The organism is Kitasatospora sp. NPDC023118 (assembly GCF_055560875.1).
Genome location: NZ_JBVHHW010000001.1, coordinates 472,857 through 491,587 on the forward strand (window position 1 = coordinate 472,857; position 18,731 = coordinate 491,587).

Annotated in this window: 20 protein-coding genes; 9 read left to right on the forward strand and 11 right to left on the reverse strand. The window is 74.1% G+C overall.

The features are described 5' to 3' along the window. Positions 1-16 precede the first annotated feature (16 nt). The 4 genes from ACZ3UD_RS02155 (at position 17) to ACZ3UD_RS02170 (ending at position 2,308) form a co-directional block, all read left to right on the forward strand. Positions 17-478, forward strand: coding sequence for a group II truncated hemoglobin (locus tag ACZ3UD_RS02155; RefSeq protein WP_465581277.1), 462 nt, complete (start codon positions 17-19; stop codon positions 476-478). Next, entirely contained in the window at positions 478-1,026 is a 549-nt protein-coding gene (locus ACZ3UD_RS02160; protein WP_465581279.1) for a GNAT family N-acetyltransferase, read from the forward strand. Before ACZ3UD_RS02155 ends, ACZ3UD_RS02160 begins: the two co-directional genes overlap by 1 nt. A 4-nt stretch (positions 1,027-1,030) precedes the next feature. Next, complete coding sequence (locus ACZ3UD_RS02165) at positions 1,031-1,417, forward strand: VOC family protein (RefSeq protein WP_465581281.1); 387 nt, start codon at positions 1,031-1,033, stop codon at positions 1,415-1,417. Positions 1,418-1,660: 243 nt separating this feature from the next. Beyond that, on the forward strand, positions 1,661-2,308 hold the full coding sequence (locus ACZ3UD_RS02170) for an NAD(P)-dependent oxidoreductase (RefSeq protein WP_465581284.1): 648 nt from the start codon (positions 1,661-1,663) through the stop codon (positions 2,306-2,308). A 7-nt stretch (positions 2,309-2,315) separates the two neighbouring features. Here the strand turns inward: ACZ3UD_RS02170 and ACZ3UD_RS02175 are convergent, their stop codons facing one another. Next, entirely contained in the window at positions 2,316-3,098 is a 783-nt protein-coding gene (locus ACZ3UD_RS02175) for a dioxygenase family protein (RefSeq protein ID WP_465581287.1), read from the reverse strand. A gap of 154 nt (positions 3,099-3,252) precedes the next feature. Here ACZ3UD_RS02175 and ACZ3UD_RS02180 point away from each other — a divergent pair, with 154 nt between their 5' ends. Further along, the gene (locus ACZ3UD_RS02180; RefSeq protein ID WP_380611815.1) at positions 3,253-3,720 is read left to right on the forward strand and encodes a MarR family winged helix-turn-helix transcriptional regulator; all 468 of its coding nucleotides are present in this window, start codon (positions 3,253-3,255) and stop codon (positions 3,718-3,720) included. 44 nt (positions 3,721-3,764) lie between these two features. Here the strand turns inward: ACZ3UD_RS02180 and ACZ3UD_RS02185 are convergent, their stop codons facing one another. From ACZ3UD_RS02185 to ACZ3UD_RS02195, 3 genes are all read right to left on the reverse strand, one after another. Continuing rightward, complete coding sequence (locus ACZ3UD_RS02185) at positions 3,765-4,997, reverse strand: RNA polymerase sigma factor (protein ID WP_465581289.1); 1,233 nt, start codon at positions 4,995-4,997, stop codon at positions 3,765-3,767. An 88-nt stretch (positions 4,998-5,085) separates the two neighbouring features. Then, positions 5,086-5,457, reverse strand: coding sequence for a YciI family protein (locus tag ACZ3UD_RS02190; protein WP_465581292.1), 372 nt, complete (start codon positions 5,455-5,457; stop codon positions 5,086-5,088). Between the two features lie 356 nt (positions 5,458-5,813). Next, positions 5,814-7,328: a PucR family transcriptional regulator gene (locus ACZ3UD_RS02195; RefSeq protein ID WP_465581294.1), complete on the reverse strand. Its 1,515-nt coding sequence runs from the start codon at positions 7,326-7,328 to the stop codon at positions 5,814-5,816. Positions 7,329-7,718: 390 nt separating this feature from the next. On the opposite strand from ACZ3UD_RS02195, the gene ACZ3UD_RS02200 reads away from it, so the two are divergent. Next, positions 7,719-8,186 carry a molybdopterin-dependent oxidoreductase gene (locus ACZ3UD_RS02200; protein ID WP_465581296.1) on the forward strand — a complete coding sequence of 156 codons (468 nt, stop codon included), beginning with the start codon at positions 7,719-7,721 and terminating at the stop codon, positions 8,184-8,186. Positions 8,187-8,247: 61 nt separating this feature from the next. On the opposite strand, the gene ACZ3UD_RS02205 is transcribed toward ACZ3UD_RS02200, so the two are convergent. Beyond that, positions 8,248-9,357: a hypothetical protein gene (locus ACZ3UD_RS02205; protein ID WP_465581298.1), complete on the reverse strand. Its 1,110-nt coding sequence runs from the start codon at positions 9,355-9,357 to the stop codon at positions 8,248-8,250. Between the two features lie 108 nt (positions 9,358-9,465). Between ACZ3UD_RS02205 and ACZ3UD_RS02210 the strand changes: the two genes are divergently transcribed. Further along, on the forward strand, positions 9,466-9,984 hold the full coding sequence (locus ACZ3UD_RS02210; RefSeq protein WP_465581300.1) for a GNAT family N-acetyltransferase: 519 nt from the start codon (positions 9,466-9,468) through the stop codon (positions 9,982-9,984). A 234-nt stretch (positions 9,985-10,218) separates the two neighbouring features. Next, on the forward strand, positions 10,219-11,256 hold the full coding sequence (locus tag ACZ3UD_RS02215; RefSeq protein WP_465581303.1) for a sphingomyelin phosphodiesterase: 1,038 nt from the start codon (positions 10,219-10,221) through the stop codon (positions 11,254-11,256). Between the two features lie 24 nt (positions 11,257-11,280). Here ACZ3UD_RS02215 and ACZ3UD_RS02220 read toward each other — a convergent pair whose 3' ends face one another. The 5 genes from ACZ3UD_RS02220 to ACZ3UD_RS02240 form a co-directional block, all read right to left on the reverse strand. Further along, positions 11,281-12,318 carry a LacI family DNA-binding transcriptional regulator gene (locus ACZ3UD_RS02220; RefSeq protein WP_465581305.1) on the reverse strand — a complete coding sequence of 346 codons (1,038 nt, stop codon included), beginning with the start codon at positions 12,316-12,318 and terminating at the stop codon, positions 11,281-11,283. A 143-nt stretch (positions 12,319-12,461) separates the two neighbouring features. Then, positions 12,462-13,217, reverse strand: coding sequence for a GNAT family N-acetyltransferase (locus ACZ3UD_RS02225; RefSeq protein ID WP_465581307.1), 756 nt, complete (start codon positions 13,215-13,217; stop codon positions 12,462-12,464). Positions 13,218-13,323: 106 nt separating this feature from the next. Continuing rightward, positions 13,324-14,418: a WD40/YVTN/BNR-like repeat-containing protein gene (locus tag ACZ3UD_RS02230; protein WP_465581309.1), complete on the reverse strand. Its 1,095-nt coding sequence runs from the start codon at positions 14,416-14,418 to the stop codon at positions 13,324-13,326. A gap of 115 nt (positions 14,419-14,533) precedes the next feature. Next, positions 14,534-15,979: a dihydrolipoyl dehydrogenase family protein gene (locus ACZ3UD_RS02235; protein WP_465581312.1), complete on the reverse strand. Its 1,446-nt coding sequence runs from the start codon at positions 15,977-15,979 to the stop codon at positions 14,534-14,536. 152 nt (positions 15,980-16,131) lie between these two features. Next, the gene (locus ACZ3UD_RS02240; protein WP_465581314.1) at positions 16,132-16,866 is read right to left on the reverse strand and encodes an alpha/beta fold hydrolase; all 735 of its coding nucleotides are present in this window, start codon (positions 16,864-16,866) and stop codon (positions 16,132-16,134) included. A 102-nt stretch (positions 16,867-16,968) separates the two neighbouring features. On the opposite strand from ACZ3UD_RS02240, the gene ACZ3UD_RS02245 reads away from it, so the two are divergent. Beyond that, on the forward strand, positions 16,969-18,012 hold the full coding sequence (locus ACZ3UD_RS02245) for a helix-turn-helix transcriptional regulator (RefSeq protein WP_465581315.1): 1,044 nt from the start codon (positions 16,969-16,971) through the stop codon (positions 18,010-18,012). A 49-nt stretch (positions 18,013-18,061) separates the two neighbouring features. Here ACZ3UD_RS02245 and ACZ3UD_RS02250 read toward each other — a convergent pair whose 3' ends face one another. Then, complete coding sequence (locus tag ACZ3UD_RS02250; protein ID WP_465581316.1) at positions 18,062-18,652, reverse strand: thioredoxin family protein; 591 nt, start codon at positions 18,650-18,652, stop codon at positions 18,062-18,064. Positions 18,653-18,731: the final 79 nt, after the last annotated feature.

Genomic DNA, 18,731 nt, shown 5'->3' on the forward strand with positions numbered 1-18,731 from the left:
CACGGGGAGAACAGCCATGAGCGACCGACGACCTGACACCCTCTACGAGGCCGTCGGCGGCATCGAGGCCCTGCGCCGCCTCAGCCGCACCTTCTACCGGGGCGTCCTCGCCGACCCCCTGCTCGCGCCCGTCTTCGCCGACTTCACCGACACCCACATCGAGCACGTCGCCGTCTGGCTGGCCGAGGTGTTCAGCGGCCCCACCGCCTTCACCGACCGGCTCGGCGGCCACCAGGCGCTGCTGCGCGCCCACCTCGGGCTGGCCGTCACCGAGGAGCAGCGGCTGCGCTGGATGGAGATCATGGCCGAGGCCGTCCGCGAGGAGCTGCCCGAGGACGAGGTGCTCCGCCGCCGGGTGCTCGACTACTTCGACTGGGGCACCAGGATCGCCGAGGACGTCTCCGCCTCCCCGGCCGGTACCGACCTCGGCGAGGCCGGCCCGGTCCCGCACTGGGGCTGGGAGGGGCTGGAGAAGTGATGGTCACCGACTACCCGATAGCCGACGGCCTGCTGCTGCGCCCCTTCGAGGACGCCGACGGGCCGGCCCTGGTCGAGGCCTACCGGGACGAGACGCTGCGCCGCTTCATCCGCAACCCGGTGACCGACGCCGAGCAGGCCGCGCGCTGGCTGAGCACGCAGTACGAGGGTTGGGCGATCGGCACCCGCTACGCCTTCGCCGTCCTCGAAGCCGGCGAACTGGCCGGCAACGTCGTGCTCAAGCGCGGCGCCCCGGGCGGGGAGTCGGCCGAGGTGGGCTACTGGACGGCGGCCCCGGCGCGCGGCCGGGGCGTGGCCCCGCGCGCGGTGGAGGCCCTCACGGCCTGGGCCTTCGACACCTTCGCCGACGACGGCCTGCTCCGGATCGACCTGCTGCACGAGGGCGGCAACGACGCCTCGTGCCGGGTCGCGGAGAAGAGCGGCTACGCCCTCGCGGAGATCGTCCCGGCCTTCCCGCCGTATCCGCTGGACGGCCACCGGCACTCCCGGAATAGGCTGGACGCGTCCGAACGGGGCAGGACAGAGTAGGCGCATGGCTTCTCTGGTACGACACGTGACGATCGACTGCGCCGACCCGTTCGCCCTCGCGAACTTCTGGGCGCAGGTGCTGGACGGGACCCTGGCCGAGGACGACAACCCGGGCGACGAGGAGACGGTGGTGGAGTCCGCCGGCGCCCAGCTGCTGTTCATCCGGGTGGCCGACGGCAAGTCGGTGAAGAACCGGGTCCACCTCGACCTCCAGCCGCAGGACCGCAACCGGGACGAAGAGGCGGAGCGCCTGGTGGCCCTGGGCGCCACCGTGCTGGCGGACCACCGCCGCCCGGACGGCACAGGCTGGATCACCATGGCCGACCCCGAGGGCAACGAGTTCTGCGTCGAGCGCAGCCACGCCGAGCGCGTCGCCACCGCGCGCGCCTGAGCAAGCGCTCTACGCCGACCACTCGCCCACGGCCGCCCGCCAGTTCCACGAGGACGTACGCGGGCGGCCGTGTCGCCGCTGCGCATGGTCACACCTTCGACGGTCCGTCACACGAGACGGTCCGTCACACGAGACGGTCCGTCACACGAAAGGCCTAGCTCCCGAGCCACCGCCGGACGCAGGTCCGATAATCGACCCTGTCTGACGTCATCCCCCCGGTACGAGCAACCAGGCAGGTACCCCATGGCCAGAATCGCCGTGATCGGCGCCAACGGCAGCATCGGCAGCGCCGTCGTCGCGGAGGCGGCGGCCCGTGGACACGAGGTCACCGCAGTGGTCCGCGACCCGGACCGCTACCGGGGCGAAGCCGCCTTCGTGGAGCGCGCCGAGGTGCTGGACCCAGCCGACGTGGCCCGGGTCGCGGGCGGTCAGGACGTCCTGGTCAGCGCCGTCGGCGGCGGCGACGGCCCCGGCCACGTGGCGCTGATCGAGCCCGCCGCCCGCTCCCTGGTCGAGGGACTGCGCGCGCTCGGCGACGGGGCGCCCCGGCTGGTCGCGGTCGGCGGCGCGGGCGGCCTGGAGACCGCGCCGGGCGTGCGGGTCTGGGACACCCCGGGCCTGCCGGAGCCGCTCCTGCAGATCATGCACGCCCACGGCGCGGCGCTGGACTACTACCGGACGGTCTCCGACATCCGCTGGACGGTGCTCAGCCCGTCCGCCGAGATCGGCCCGGGGGAGCGGACCGGCCGCTACCGGACCGGCCTGGAGCAACTGCTCACCGATTCCGAGGGCCGCAGCCGGATCTCGGTGCCGGACTACGCGGTCGCCCTGGTGGACGAGATCGAGCAGCCCGAGCACATCGGCGAGCGCTTCACCTGCTGCTCGCTGTAGCCCTCGGTCAGCCCAGCTGGACCGACCGCTTGGCCAGCCCCATCCAGAACCCGTCGATGACGCTGCGCTGGCTGCCGAGGTCGGCCTCGCCGGCGCCGAGGGTGACGAACAGCGGGGCGAAGTGCTCGGTGCGCGGGTGGGCGAGGCGTCCGGCCGGGGCCTTGTGCTCGAAGTCGAGCAGCGCGTCCAGGTCGTGGGCGTCCAGGGCGCGCCTGCCCCAGTCGTCGAACTCGGCCATCACCGAGGTGACCCGGCCGTCGTTGCTGAGCGCCCGCAGGTTGTGGGTGAAGAAGCCGCTGCCGATGATCAGCACGCCCTCGTCGCGCAGCGGGGCGAGCCGGCGGCCGATCCCCAGCAGGCGCTGGGGGTCGAGGGTGGGCATGGAGATCTGCAGCACCGGGATGTCGGCCTCCGGGAACATCTCCACCAGCGGCACGTACGCGCCGTGGTCGAGGCCCCGGTCGGGGATGTCCTGGACGGGTGTGCCGGGGGCGCGCAGCAGCTTGCGCACGCGTTCGGCGAGCTCCGGCGCGCCGGGGGCGGCGTACCGCACCCGGTAGTAGTGCTCGGGGAAGCCCCAGAAGTCGTAGACCAGCGGGACGGTGGTGACGGCGCCGACGGCCAGCGGGGCCTCCTCCCAGTGGGCGGAGACCATCAGGACGGCCTCGGGGCGCGGCAGGTCGGCCGACCAGGCGGCCAGCTCGCCCGGCCAGACCGGGTCGTCGGCGAGCGGCGGCGCGCCGTGCGAGAGGTACAGGGCGGGCATGCGCCCGGGGGCCGCGGCGCTCATGGCGTCCTCCTCGGGATCGGGCCGGGATCGGACCGGGATCGGACCGGGAATCGGGGCTCGGATGACGGACTAGTTCAAATTTGAACCTCTGCATTCGACGGTACACCTTCGTTCGAATTTGAACAACAGGAGTAGGCTTGACCCCATGTCCTCACTGAACGAACCCCGCTGGCTCGACCAGGACGAGATGGCCGCCTGGCGGGGGTTCGTCGTCGCGAGCAACCTGCTCAACCGCCGGCTGGAGCGCCAGCTCAAGGACGACTCCGGCCTCTCGCACCAGCAGTACGAGATCCTGGTGCACCTGTCCGCCGCCCCGGGCGACTCGCTGCGGATGACCGAGCTGGCCGACAAGCTGGTCACCTCCAAGAGCGGACTGACCTACCAGGTCACCCAGCTGGAGCGGATGGGCCTGGTCGCCCGCCGCTCCTGCCCCAGCGACGTGCGCGGCGTCATCGCCGAACTCACCGACCAGGGCCGCGAGATGATCCGCCAGGCCGCCCCCGGGCACGTCGCCCTGGTGCGCGAGCTGCTGATCGACGTGCTCACCCGCGAGCAGCTGGCCGTCCTCGCCGAGGGCCTCGGCGCGGTCAGTGCCCGACTGCGCCAGGACGAAACTCCTTAGTTCTCCGGAGAGTTGGCTCCTCGACGCGTCACTTCCCCCGCGCGTCAGTTCCCCAGCGAGGCCGCCCGCTCCCGCAGCAGCTCCCGCTCCCGCTCGTTGCGGGTCAGTTCCGCCGCCCGCTCGAACTCCGCCCTGGCCTCCGCCGCCCGCCCCAGCCGGGCCAGCAGATCGCCCCGCACGCTCGGCAGCAGGTGGTAGTCGCGCAGGGCCGGTTCCGCCGCCAGCGCGTCCACCAACTCCAGTGCGGCGGCCGGTCCCTGGGCCATCGAGACGGCCACCGCCCGGTTCAGTGCCACCACCGGCGAGGGCGTCAGCACGAGCAGCCGTCCGTACAGCGCGGCGATCGTGGCCCAGTCGGTGTCCTCGTACCGCCGCGCCTTCGCGTGGCAGGCGGCGATCGCGGCCTGCACCGAGTACGGCCCGGTGCCCGCCCGCTGGAGCGCGTCGAAGCCGCGCCGGATCAGCAGCCCGTCCCAGCGGGTCCGGTTCTGCTCGGCCAGCAGCACCGGCCGCCCGTCCGGCCCGGTCCGGGTGGCCGTCCGCGAGGCCTGGAACTCCAGCAGCGCGGCCAGCCCGTGCGCCTCCGGCTCGGCGGGCATCAGCGCGGCCAGCACCCGGGCCAGCCGCAGCGCGTCCTCGCACAGCTGCGGGCGCAGCAGGTCGTCCCCGGCGGTGGCCGAGTACCCCTCGTTGAAGATCAGGTAGATGACCTCCAGCACCGAGGAGAGCCGCTGCGCCCGGTCGTCGCCGTACGGCACCTCGAAGGGCACGTCCGCCTTCGCCAGCGTCCGCTTCGCCCGGACGATCCGCTGCGCCACCGTCGCCTCGGGCACCAGGAAGGCGCGGGCGATCTCCGGGGTGGTCAGCCCGCCGAGCAGCCGCAGGGTGAGCGCGATCCGGGCCCGCGCCGACAGCACCGGGTGGCAGGCGGTGAAGATCAGCCGCAGCAGGTCGTCGTCGATGTCGTCCGGCTCGACCGGCTCCGGCGGGGGCACGTCCTCCACCGACCGCCCCACCTCGGCGAGCTTGCGGGCGTAGACCTCCCGGCGGCGCACCAGGTCGATCGCCCGCCGCTTGGCGGTGGCCGTCAGCCAGGCGCCCGGGTTGTCCGGGACGCCGTCGCGCGGCCACTGCTCCAGCGCGGCCACCAGCGCGTCCTGCGCCAGCTCCTCGGCGATGCCCACGTCCCGTACGATCCGGGCGACCCCGGCGATGATCCGCGCGGACTCGATCCGGAACACCGCCTCGACGGCCGCCGCCGCCTCCCTCTCCGTCACGGCCACCCATCAGAGCAGTCGGCGGAGAGGGAGGCAAACACCGCGACGGCGGTTCCAGGTGCGACGGCGGTTCCGGCTGCCCCGGCGATCACTGCGGAGGCTGCGGCATCTCGTCGATCTGCCGGACCTCCGCCTCGACGGTCCACTTCGCCGGGTGGGTCCGCAGGAAGCGGCGGGTCCACTCCAGGGCCTCGGCCTTGTCCTTGCACTGGAGGATCGCGTAGCCGCCGACCACCTCCTTGGTCTCGGTGAACGGCCCGTCGGTGTAGCCGATCTTCCCGTCGGCCCAGGTCAGCCGGGTGCCCTCGGCGGTCGGGGTCAGCCCGGCGGTCTCCAGCATCACCCCGGCCTTGGTGATCTCCTCGAACAGCGCTCCCATCCGCTGCTCGAAGCCCGGGTCCGGCTCCCAGCCGCCGCGGGCGTTCTCGTCGATGCGGATCAGCGTCATGAAGCGCGGCATGGTGACTCCTCGGTCGTGCGGGCGGGGCCTCTCCCCGCCTCTCACCCCTGCGTCGATCGGGCGGGCGCCGGATCGACACCCGCCGGGAAGAATTTTCCGCCGGATTCCGGAGCGGGGTCCGAGGGCTGCACCGTCCGTGGCCGAGTGATTCGAACGCGGAAGCGAAGGAGGGGGAGAGGCGCTCGATGAGATCCTCGGCGTGGTGACGGCTGCTCCGCTGCCCACGGGTTCGGGAGAGCGGACGCGGAAGCACCCGGAGGCGTTCGAGGACGGGCGGGTGGTCGTCTTCGAAGGCTGCGTCACCGGAGCCCGGCCGTACGCCACCCGGGTGCCACGGGCTTCATCCGCGAGGCGCTTCAGCTCGGCACGGCCTGAGGCGCGCACAGCAGCGCCGCCCGCAGGTCGATCCGGTCCCGCAGCCGGGCCAGGTTGCGGCCGGTGAGCTCCTCGATCCGGCGGATCCGGTAGTGCACGGTGTTGACGTGGATGTGCAGCGACTCCGCCGTCCGTGCCCAGGAGCCGTCGTGGTCCAGGAACACCGCCAGGGTGCCCAGCAGCGAGACGCTGTTCTCCTCGTCGTGGGCGGTCAGCGGGGCCAGCAGCCGGGCGTGGAAGGCGGCCGTCACCTCCGCCGGGATGCCCCGCAGCAGCCCGTCCAGCGTGTCCAGTTCGGCCGCGCTGGCGACCGGACCGGCCGTGCCCGCCAGGACGTACCGGGCCTGCACCAGCGCCGCCCGCAGCGACTCGGGGTCGGGCGGGGCCGCCGGGCCGACCCCGATCCGCAGGGTGCGCCGGCCGGTCAGCCGGGCCTGGAGCGCGGGGCGGGCCCGGCGCAGCCGCTCGGCGACCCGCTCCACGGGCGCGGCCACCAGCGCGGCGGTCAGCCCGGTGCGGTCGGTGCCCGCCGCGTAGGGCGCGTCGAGCGGGTGCAGCGCCTCGGCCAGCGCGTGCGCCGCCCAGCCGGCCGGCACCTCGTCGCCCGACCGGCCGGGCTCGATCCGCGCGCTGACCGCCACCAGCGGCCCGGTGCCGTCCAGCCCGCAGGCCGCCAGCGGCTCGGCGAGCCGGCCGTCGTCGGCGAGTGCGTCCAGCAGGCGTCCGGCGGCCCGGCGCCGGGCGCCCGCCGCGGCCTGGGCGCGGGCGGCGAGCGGGGCGAGCAGCTCGGCCAGGCCCTGGAGCGCCGGGTCGGCGGCCGGGGTGCGCGGGTGGGCCCGCAGCCGCCAGCCGTCGAAGGGGGAGCCGTCCTGCGGGCCGACCGGCAGCCCGGCCTCGCCGCGTCCGGCGGACCCCCTCTCCCGGGTCGCGGCGGGCGGGGCACCGGGGGCGAGGGGGCGGCCGCCGGCGGTGGTGAGCGAGCAGTCCGGCAGTCCGAGCCGGCCGACCGCGTGCGCCAGCACCTCGCCGGGCCCGGCCTCCGCGCGGACCAGGTCGAGCAGCTCGCGCCGGACGGTCTCCGGGATGGCCGCGGTGTCCTGGGCCCCGGCCCGCAGGTCGCCCCAGAGCCGCAGGTAGACCCGGTCGGTGACGGCCCGGAAGCTCACCCCGGCGGGCACCGCGAGCAGCGGGATGCCGTGGGTGCGGCAGGCCTCGGCCAGGCTGTCCGGGATGCTGCCGTGGGTGCCCTCGCCGGCCAGCAGCGCCGCCACGCCCGCGCTGCGCAGGGCCGTGGCGAAGCGCAGTGCGCCGGAGGTGTCGGCGGGCTGCCACCAGACCAGTCCCGTGAGCACCAGCTCGCCGGGCTGGAGATAGCGGGCCGGGTCCTGGAGGTCGGTGGAACTCACGCCGGTGACCGGGCGGTCGAGCAGCTCGGGGGTGCCCCAGGCCAGCCGGATGGACAGGTCGTCGAGGTGCAGCAGGTCTCCGACGATCATCTCTCGCTCGCTCTCGCCCGGGTGTCGCGGTGGTGCGTCGCACCCGCATCTCTCGCACATGCGAGGATCAAGGCCGCACAGGCATCGTAAATGCCAGTCGAGAGACCGTGAACCTTCTTGTCGGATCATCCAGCGAAGGGGCTTGCGACCGGTGCCCGGAACCAGTCGTCCACCCGATGGCCGGGTTGCTCCAATGGGTGTGGGGCGCGCCGAGCCGTCTCCTCCGGCGCGCCCCGCGTGAGGACTCGCAGCTGCGAGCCAAAAGCCATCCGAATCCTCGCAGTTGCCGATGAAAGAAGGCATTCGGCGTCGCAACTGCGAATGCCCGGGCTCCCCCTCGGGTACTCATCTCCCGGGCCGCAGCGGCGCGGCCCGGGAGGAGGGAGCACCATGACCCCGGCGAGACCCACCGTCCGGCTGCACGGCCATCTCGACGAGCCCGCCGAGCTGACCGTCGAGCAACTGCGTACCCTCCCCGCGCACCGGGTCGAGGTCAGCTTCGACTGCCGGACCGAGGGCGAGCAGCGCCACGGCTACGAGGGCCCGGCCCTGCTGGACGTCCTGCTCGCCGCCCGGCCCCGGATCGACTTCTCCGGCCGCAAGCAGCGGCTGCGCTTCCTGCTCAACGTGGTCGGTGCCGACGGCCACCGGGCCGTGGTCTCCTGGGCCGAGATCGACCCGGACTTCGGCGGCCGCCGGATCCTGCTCGCCACCAGCATGGACGGCGCCCCGCTGGACACCACCGGCCCGCAGCTGGTCGTCCCCGACGACCACTGCGGCGCCCGCTACGTCAGTGCCGTGACCGCCGTCTGGCTCGGCCCGCTCGGAGACCCGGCCCAGGCCCGGTCGGCCGGGTAGCCCCCAACGCCGTTACGGGCGACCCGCCCCGGGCCCGCCCCGCGGTCGGCCCCCAACGCCCTTACGGACGACCCGCCTTGGGCCGCAGCTCCGGCGGCAGCGGCTGCGCCCCGGAGAGCCGCACGGCCGCCCCGCGGGCCAGCTCGAAGGCGGCCACCGGGTCGTCGGCGTTGGTCCACGGCTTGCAGCCGCAGTACGGGCCGATCGCCCGGAACTGCTCCAGCGCGACGTCGTACAGCTCCGCCCGGCCCGCGTAGGCGGCGAGCAGGTGCCGCAGCATGGTCAGCCGCTGGTCATCCGGCCGGACCTGCGCCAGTGAGGCCGCCACCCGCTTCAGCCGGCGCTGGGTCGCGTCACTGGTCAGCCCGCCGAGGGTCTCGCGCAGCTCCAGCTCGTACAGCGCGAACAGGTAGACGCCGGCCAGCGGGCTGCCGGCCGGGGCCGCGTCCATCGCCTTCTCGGCGAAGGCCGTCATCTTCCGGTCCGAGCCGAACCACTTGGCGCACCAGTACTGCAGCGCCTGGAGGTGGCCGGCGTAGTGGAACGGCGCCCGCTCGATCAGGCCGCGCCACAGCTCCTCGAACTGCTCGGGCTGGTACCGGGCGCCGCGCGCCGCGGTCACCATGACCACCCAGGGCGCCGGGTTGGCCGGGTCGAGCAGCGAGGCCCGTTTGGCCGCCTCGATGGCGGCGGGCAGCATCGCCCGGAAGGCGTTCATGTCTTCCTCGGGCACCTCGTGGGCGTACTTGTCGCCCCGGATCTCCCACGCCGCGTGCACCATCCGGCTGGCCTCCAGGGCCGCCGCGTCGCAGTGGCCCGGGTCGGCCGCGCGCCAGGCCTTGAGCCAGGCGTCATCCTGGCCGGCGATCGAGTCCAGCAGCTCCAGCCGGGACCACCGCTCGTCCCAGTCCTGCCCGGCGGCCTCGACGTACTCGGCGGCGGGCCGCCAGTTCCCGGCCCAGGCCGCGTCGGCTATCGCCTGCGACTCCTTGCGGCGGTGCGGGGCCGGCGGCGGGCCGCCCCGGTGCGGGTCGAGCCGCTCGCGCGGGACGAGTCCGTAGGCCGCGGCGTCGAAGTCGGTCCGCGCCCAGGTAGTGGCCCTGGACTTCCTGGCCCTGGTCACGGCGGCGGAGATCACAACGACCAGGACGATGATGATGAGGTGTGTCACGGCGGAGCATCATCCCTGGTCGCGCGGGGTGCGGGCAACGCGGTCGAAGGCCCGGCCACGCGGTCAAACCGCTCGCCGCGGAACGGATTCCGTGCCAACATGCCCCATATGGGGACGATTCTGCACGGCACCCTGGTCACGCTCCGCCCGGCCACCGAGGACGACATCCCGGCGCTGGTGGCGATCCGCAGCACGCCCGAGGTGTTCGCCCGCTGGCGCGGTGGAGACGACCTGGCCGACGAGGTCGCGGGGGACTTGGAATCGCCCGACACCGAGACCTTCGCGATCGACCTGGGCGGCAAGGTGGTCGGCGCCATCCAGTGGTACGCCAACAACGACGACGAGTACCGGCACGCCGGGATGGACCTCTACCTGGACCCGTCGGTGCACGGCCTGGGCCTGGGCACCGACGCCGTCCGCGTGATGGCCCGGCACCTGGTGCACGACCACCACTACCACCGGCTGGCGATCGACCCGGCCGCGGACAACGCCGCCGCGATCCGCTGCTACGCCAAGGTCGGCTTCCGCCCGGTGGGCACCATGCGCCAGTACGAGCGCGGCCCGGACGGCAGTTGGCACGACAACCTGCTGATGGATCTGCTCGCAGACGAACTGCTGGACGGCTGACGGCGGTTCACCGGCCCCGATCGCCGGGTGCGAGGGTGTACAGACATCTTGTCGTCCACCCGCCCAGAGCTGTACAGACATCCCATGGCCACGTGATCTGCCGGAACTGATCGCCTGGCGTTCTTCCCGAAGTGCCGAGCGGTAGCTAGCGTTCCCCCCGCCAATCCCCGGCGGCCGGTCACCCCGGCGCCGGGCCCCACCGGATTGACGGATCCCTCCCCCAGGAGAACGCCCATGCTCTCGCGTCGCACGGCCACCGCCCTCACCTCGGCGGCCGCCGCCGCACTGCTGCTCGGCGGCACCGCCCCGACGGCCTCCGCCACCACCTCGGCGAGCCCGACCACGCTGTCCGTCTTCGCCTTCAACGTCGACCTCGGCACCGCCGTCGTCGACAGCACCCAGAACGAGCAGGCCGCCCGCCGCACCCCGGTGATCGAGCAGATCGTCCGTCAGCACAACGCCGATGTGGTCATCCTGGACGAGCAGTTCAACAACAGCTCGACCGCCGACATCAACAGCAAGCTCGCCGACCTCTACCCGTACCGCACCCCGGTGGTCGGCGCGACCTGCTCCGGCGGCGGCTGGACCGGCATCAGCGGCAACTGCTCCAACTCGTGGTTCGTCATCAACGGCGGCACGATGATCCTCTCCAAGTACCCGATCACCGCCCAGTACGCCCACGTCTTCAGCAACTCCACCTACGGCACCTGGGACTACCACGCCAACAAGGGCGCGGCGCTGGTGCAGGTGAACAAGGGCGGCAACACTTCCTGGGTGGTCGGCACCCACCTGCAGGCCGACGAGTCGGACGTCTCCACCGACACCACCCAGTCCACCCGGCTCGGCCAGCTCGCCGAGATCCGCGCCTGGGTCGACGGGATCGTCGGCAGCAGCGCGCCGGTGCTGATCGGCGGCGACCTCAACGTCGAGTACTTCCACGGCCAGAGCCGCGGCGACTACACCAACGCCCAGAACGCGGTGAACGGCGTGCTCGGCACCCCGGCCACCGACCCGAGCCAGGACCGCACCACCATGGACTGCCCGGTCTCCTCCTGGTGCCAGTACATGGCGGGCGTCGAGACCTTCCCGAAGGACTACCGGGACGACCTCGACTACATCGGCTACCTCAACGCCCCGGGCCGCCCGGTGCCGACCGGGATGTCCGACGTCAAGGTCGACTTCGACCCGCAGGCCGGCTGGACGCCGGGCCAGCCGGACACCAACGCGCCAAGCGACCACTACCCGGTCGAGGCCACGTTCCAGCTGAACTGACCTGTCGGTCCACGGTCTTAGACGTTACGTCAGGTCGGCTGCCCGGTCGGGGGCCGGGCAGCCGCAGGAGCGCCGCACCACCAGCTCGGCCGGGAAGGTCCGGGCCCCGGCGGCGCGGCGCTCCGGCCCGCCGAGGACGAGTTCCACCGCGGCCCGGGCCATCGCGTCCTGCGCGGTGGTGACGGTGGTCAGCGCCGGTCCGGCGATCACCGCCTCGGCGATGTCGTCGAAGCCGGCCACCGCGAGGTCCTCCGGCACCCGGATGCCGAGGTCGTCGGCGGCCCGCAGCAGGCCGATCGCCTGGTCGTCCGTCGCGCAGAACACGGCGGACGGCCGGTCGGGCCGGCTCAGCAGGGTGAGCGCCTCGGCGTGCGCCCGGACCCGGTCGAAGGGCGCCTGGGTGAGCCGCCCCTCGGGGGACAGCCCGGCGTCGGCCAGCGCCGCGGCCCAGCCGGCCGTCCGCCCGGTGACCGGGTCGAGCGGGCTGAGCGCCAGGGTGCCGCCGAAGCAGTGCACCTCGGCGTGGCCGTGGTCGAGCAGGTGGCGGACCACCTCGCGGGCGCCGCCCTCGTCGTCCGCCACCACGGCCACGCCGTCAGCGCTCTCCGCGCGGTGGTGCAGCAGGACGACCGGGGTACCGTCGGCCGAGTCGAAGCCGGTCAGCCCGGGGGTGGCCGGGTCCTGGGTGACCAGGATCAGTCCGTCCACCTGCATGCCGAGGAAGGCGCGGATGTAGTGCGCCTCACGCTCGTCGGCGTAGTCGGAGTTGCCGATCAGCAGCAGCCGGCCGTGCTCGGTGGCGGCCTGCTCGACGGCGTGGGCGAGCCCGGCGAAGAAGGGCTGCCGGGCGTCCGGCACGACCATGCCGAGCAGATCGGTCCGCCGCCGCGCCATCGCCTGGGCGACCCGGTTGGGGCGGTAGCCGAGCTCCTCGACCGCGGCGAGCACCCGGGCCCGGGTGGCCGGCGCCACCGGCCGGGGTCCGTCGTTGATCACATAACTCACGACCGCCGTGGACGTCCCCGCCACCCGCGCCACATCGTCCCGTGTCACCCTCACCATGGGTATTGAGCCTACACAGCACCTCCGACCAGCGGCTTTCCCGAGCTCAGGGCGGGCCCCGACCGGCCCGCCCCGGTTGCGGGGGAGGGAGGCGACGTACCGACGCCGGCGGGACGGGCCGTTGGAGCCCAGAGCCTCGGGCGCTAGCCGGCGTCCGGCACGATCACGGTCAGCGAGGTCTCCTGCAGCAGGAAGCCCAGCGACTCGTAGACCCGGCGGGCCGGGTTGCCCTCGGACACCACCAGGTGCACGTCGGCCAGCCCGCGTTCGGCGGCGTCGGCGATCGCCCGGCGCAGCAGGTCGGCGCCGAGGCCGCGGTAGCCGCGCCGCGGGTGGCGGAAGACCTCGGCGACCCACGGCAGGCCGTCGCGGTCGGTGAGCACGGCCCCGGCGACCACCCGGTCCTCGGCGTCCACGGCGAGCAGGCTGGAGGGCAGCACCGGGCCGATGGCCTTCCCGGCGAGCAGCGGGCCGATCCGCTCGGCGAGCGCCTGGGTGTCGTCACCGCGGAAGTGGTCCACGTGGTCGGGGTGGAAGGCGGCCCGCCAGGACCCCAGCAGCTCCTCGGGCGCTCGGTCGCAGGGCACCGCCCCCAGGCCCTCGCGCAGCGGCGCCCCGGCCCAGTCGGTGGGCGGGGGGTCGGCGCGCAGGTCGCGCCGGAAGGTGTGGGCGTGCCGAAGCGGCCGCGCGCCCCGCTCCAGCAGGCGCTGTCCGAGCTCGGGAGAGCCGGAGACCACCCACCCGGGCAGCTCGGCGCGGACGAACTCCGCCGCGTCCACCGAGCCGTCCAGGACCTCCAGCAGGTCGGCCCAGGGCCGCCCCTCCCGCTCTCCCAACTGGTAGCGCACCACCGGTACGCCGTCGCCGTTCCGCCTGGTCACCCAGTCCGTTTCGGGCATGGCCCACCCCACTTCACGAGATCGTTCGTCGGCGGCCCATGCTCACCAGGACGGGAGCGTCCGGGCAACGGGTTTTCGACCAGCGGGGTTCACCGCCGGGCGACGCTCAACCCACCACCGCCGCGCGGACGCAGAGCACGTCCGGCAGGTGGGAGATCAGCAGCGACCAGCTCTCGCCCTCGTCCCGGCTGCCGTACACGTCGCCGGTCCGGTTGCCGAAGTAGATCCCGGCCGGTTCGGCGTCGTCGGTGCGCAGGGCGTCGCGCAGCACGATGCCGTAGTGGTCCTCGCCGGGCAGCCCCTCGCCGAGCTGCTGCCAGCTGGTGCCGCCGTCGGTGGTGCGGAAGACCCGGCAGCGGCGGCCGGGCGGGATCCGGTCGTCCGAGCCGCCGAGCGGGAAGAGGTAGGCGGTGTCGCCCCGGCGCGGATGGGTGGCGATGGCGAAGCCGAACTCGGCGGGCAGCCCGTCCACGATGGAGCGCCAGCTGCCGCCCCAGTCGTCGCTGCGGTAGACGCCGCCGTGGTTCTGCAGGTAGAGCCGGTCCGGGTGGACCGGGTCCGGGGCGATCTTGTGGACGCACTGGCCGAACTCCGGGTACTGGCTGTCCGGCGGGAAGAACTCGGCGCGCAGGCCGGCGTTGGAGGGCTCCCAGCTGTCGCCGCCGTCCTTGCTGCGGTAGACGCCGCCGCTGGAGACGGCGACCAGCAGCCGCTGCGGGTCGCGCGGGTCGGTCAGGATGGTGTGCAGGCCCTGGCCGCCGTAGCCGGCGCCCCACTCGCTGCGCTGGGGGTGGTTCCAGAGCGACTCGACCAGGGCGAAGGTCTCGCCGCCGTCGGTGGAGCGGAACAGCGCGGCGGGCTCGGTGCCGGCGTACACGACCCCGGGGGCCTCCGGCCCGGCGGGCTGGAGCTGCCAGACCCGGGTGAGCGAGGCGCCGGTGGACTCGGGGAAGCGGATCGCCGGCCGCGGCGGCTCGTACCAGTCGGCGCCGAGGTCGTCGGAGCGCCAGACCGAGGGGCCCCAGTGGCTGCTGTCGGCACCGACGAGCAGTCTGGTGCGGCCGTCGCGGCGGTCGATCGAGACGGAGTAGATCGCGTTCATCCGGAAGTGCGGCCCGCTGAACTTCCAGTCCAGCCGGTCGCGGCTGCGGCCGAGAAAGAGGCCCTTCTCGGTTCCGACGGCCAACAGCACCTCGGTCATGCCTCACACCACCTGGTCACGAGCACGGCCCCCCGGAACGCCCTCCCTGACTGCCAGTGTCCCGCCGTCCACCGAAGGCCACATCTCGCCGCGCCGCTCACCCGGAAGGTGGCGGCTACCCCCGGCAGCCCTCCAGCAGCCGCAGCCACACCTCACTGATCGTCGGGTACGCGGGGACGGCGTGCCAGAGCCGGTCGATCGGCACCTCGCCGACCACCGCGACGGTGGCCGAGTGCAGCAGTTCGGCGACGGCGGGCCCGACCAGGCAGGCGCCGACGATCACCTCCCGGTCCAGGTCGTAGACCACCCGGGCCCGGCCGCGGTAGCCGTCGGCGTACAGCGAGGCCCCGGCGACGGCGCCGATCTCGTGGTCGACGGCCTTGACCCGCAGCCCGAGCTGTTCGGCCGCCGCCAGGGTCAGGCCGACGGCGGCGACCTCCGGTTGCGTGAACACGACCTGCGGCGCGCCCGCCAGGTCGGCGGACGCGGAGTGCGCGCCCCAGCGTGAGGTGTCCAGTGCGCGCCCCTGGGCACGGGCGGCGATCGCCGCGCCGGTGATCCGGGCCTGGTACTTGCCCTGGTGGGTGAGCAGCGCCCGGTGGTTGACGTCCCCGGCGGCGTAGAGCCACTCGCCGTCCACTCCGAGCACCGTGCAGCTGTCGTCCACCTCCAGCCAGTCGCCCGGCCGCAGTCCGACCTGCTCCAGCCCGATGTCGGCGGTGCGCGGGGCCCGGCCGGTCGCGTACAGCACCTCGTCGGCGGTCAGCCGCTCGTCGCCGGAGAGCGTCAGCGCGACGGGCCCGGTGGCCCCGGCCCGCTCCACCGCGGTGACCACCGCGGCGAACCGGAGGTCCACCCCCGCCTCCCGCAGCCCCTCGGCGACCAGCTCGCCCGCGAAGGGCTCCATCCGCGGCAGCAGCGCGTCCCCGCGCACCAGCAGGACGACCTCGGCGCCGAGCGCCCGCCAGGCGGTGGCCATCTCCGTCCCGACCACCCCGCCGCCGACCACCGCCAGCCGCCCGGGGACGGCGGGCGAGCCGGTCGCCTCCCGGTTGGTCCACGGGTGCGCCTCCGCCAGCCCGGGCACCCCGGCGGGCAGCACCGGTCGGCTGCCGGTGCACACGGCGACGGCGTGCCGGGCGGTGAGCACCCGCTCGGTGCCGTCCTCGGCCTCCACCGTGACGGTCCGCACCCCCGCCAGGCGGCCGTGGCCGCGGACCAGCTCGATGCCGGTGTCCCGCAGCCACTGCACCTGCCCGTCGTCCTTCCAGTTCGAGGTGAAGGAGTCCCGCCGGGCCAGCACCGCGGCCGCGTCCAGCCGTCCGCCGCCCACCGCCTCCCGGGAGCCGCCCACCGAGCGGGCGTCGGCCAGCGCGGCGGCCGGACGCAGCAGCGCCTTGCTCGGCATGCAGGCCCAGTACGAGCACTCCCCGCCGACGAGTTCCGCCTCCACGATCACCGTGCGCAGCCCGGCGGCGACCGTCCGGTCGGCCACGTTCTCGCCGGTCGGGCCCGCGCCCACGACGATGACGTCGTACTCCTCGGCGGTGCTGCTGGTCATGTCCCGTCCTCCGTGGTCTCGATGGCCACCCGGCCCCCGGGGCGGGGGCCGCGGCTGCCCGTGCTCCCTACCCGCTACCCGTACGCGGGCGCGGCGTGGGGCCCATCCTGCGACCTGGACGCGGCTTCGCGCGGGCGAACACGCGGACGGGGTCAGATTGCCGCGAGCTCCGCCAGCAGCGCGGCGGTGTCGGCCGGGCGGGAGAACATCGGCCAGTGCCCGGTGGGCAGTTCGCGCAGCTCCCAGTTCGGCCCGTCAAGGCCGACGAACCAGGGGTGGCCGGCCGCGATCATCGCCCGCACCTGGTCGAGCGGGAAGGAACAGGACACCAGCACCTGCGGGAGCGCGGCCCCGGCGCCGGTCAGCCGCAGCCGGTCCCGGTACGTCCCGGCCGGCTGCGGGGTGACCCGCGCGCCGATCCGGGCCAGCGCAGCCTCGTCCAGGCCCTCGATGCTGGCGCCGTGGGCGGCGATGACGTCCCAGGGCGGCATCGGTAGGCGGCCGTCGACCACCGTGGCGTCGGTGGCCTCGCGGTAGGCGGGCTGCCAGAGGTCGTACAGCGAACCGCCGTCGATCATCGGGCCGCTGTCCAGGTAGACCACCCGCCGGATCCGCTCCGGCATCCGGTCCGCGACCCCGCCCACCGGGGCGCAGGCGCCGCTGTGCGCGACCAGCACGACGTCCCACAGGTCCTCGCGCACCAGCAGCTCGGCCAGGTCGGCGATGTAGTCCTCCAGCCCGAAGTCGCCCTGCTCACCGGCCCGTTCGGCCATCCCGGGCAGGGTCACCGGATGGACCTCGTGCCCGGCCGCGCGCAGCGGCCCGGCCACCTCGTCCCAGGCCCAGGCACCGAGCCAGAACCCGGGAACCAGTACGAACGTGCTCATGGTGGATCGCTCCTTCGTCGGTGGGGCCTCCGTCACCGCCGACTCTAGGATCGAATCCGGACAGATCCCGCCCGGATACCGCGGCAAGGAAGGAGCACCCCGGTGGAACACCCGGTCAGCCGTGTGCTCGCCCTGCTGGAACTGCTCCAGGACCGCCCCGGCCTGACCGGCGCCGAACTGGCCGCCCGGCTCGACGTCGACGAACGCACCATCCGCCGCTACACCGCGCGCCTCGCCGAACTCGGCATCCCGGTCCGAGCCGAGCGCGGCCGCTACGGCGGCTACCGCCTGCTGCCCGGCTACCGGCTCCCGCCGCTGATGCTCAACCCCGAGGAGGCCGCCTCGGTGGTCCTCGGCCTGCTGGCCGGGCGCAGTTCGGGCCTGTCGGTGGGGGAGCGGGCCGCCGAGACCGCCCTCGCCAAGATCCAGCGGGTGCTTCCCCCGCCGCTGCGCGAACGGATCGCCGCCGTCGAGCAGACGCTCGGATTGACCACCGCGCCCGCGGCCGGCCCCAGCCCGGCCGCGGCCGCGCTGTTCGCCCTGGCCGAGGCGGCCCGCCGTCGGCGCCGGGTGCGGCTCGCCTACCGGGACCGCGAGGACCGGCCCAGCGAGCGCGATTTCGACCCGTACGGCCTGGTCTTCCACTCCGGCCGCTGGTACACCACCGGGCTCGACCACCGCAGCGGCGAGCCGCGCACCTTCCGGCTGGACCGGATCGAGCGGGTCGAGCAGGGCGAGGCCGGCTTCGAGCCGCCCGAGGACGTCGACCCGGTGCAGCGGGTGGTGGAGTCGCTGGCCGGGGTGCCCTGGCGGCACCGGGTGGAGGTGGAGCTGGAGACCACCCTCGCCGAGGCCCGCCGCCGACTGCCGCCCGCCGCGGGCACGCTCACCGAGCTCGCCGAGGACCGTGTGCTGCTGCGGGCCCGGGCGCAGAACCTGGACGGCGTCGCGGTCATGCTGGCCGGCCTGGGCTGGCCGTTCGCCGTCCGCGAGCCCGCCGAACTGCGGGCGGAGGTCCGGGCGCTCGCGGCCCGGCTCGCCGCCTGGGGCACGGAGGACGGGCGGGAAAGGGACGGGCGGGAAGGGGACGGGCGGGAAAGGGGCGGAGAAGACGGCGGGTGGGAAGGGGGCGGGCGGCCGGCATGACGAAGGCCCGGGGAGACACCGCTCCCCGGGCCCGTCAGGTCCGTCCGGATCAGGCCTGGCCGCCGGCCGCCTGCTCCTCCGCCACCTTGCGCTTCACCTCGGCCATGTCCAGCGTGCGGGCCTGGCCGATCAGGTCCTCGAACACCGCCTCGGGCAGCGCGCCGGGCTGCGAGAAGACGAGCACGCCCTCACGGATGATCGCCAGCGTCGGGATCGACTGGATGCCGAAAGTGGCGGCCAGCTCCTGCTGCGCCTCGGTGTCCACCTTGGTGAAGACCAGGTCCGGGTGGCGCTCGGCGGCCTTCTCGTACACCGGGGCGAACTGGCGGCACGGCCCGCACCATCCGGCCCAGAAGTCGATGAAGACGAAGTCCTTGCCCTCCGGGCCCGGGACGATCTCGTCGAAGTTCTCCTTGGTCAGCTCGACCGTGTTGCTCATCTCGCGAATCCTTCCCTTCCGAAGGTGGCGGTACGGACCACCTGCCGGACACAACGGTGATGCCCGCCGGGGTGTTCCGGGGCCCTTCCGGATTGAGTACGCGGCCGCCACGGACCGTACAGAAGGATGTCCAGTCCGTTCGCCGATGCGGGAGGCTCCCCATGCGCAGCGCACCCCGCGGGGCCAGGGCGTGTCCGGCACCCGGTTCGGGCTGACCCGACGGGCGGCAAGGCGATGGCCGGCACCAGCCAGGTGCCGGGCAGCGACCAGTCGCCCACCA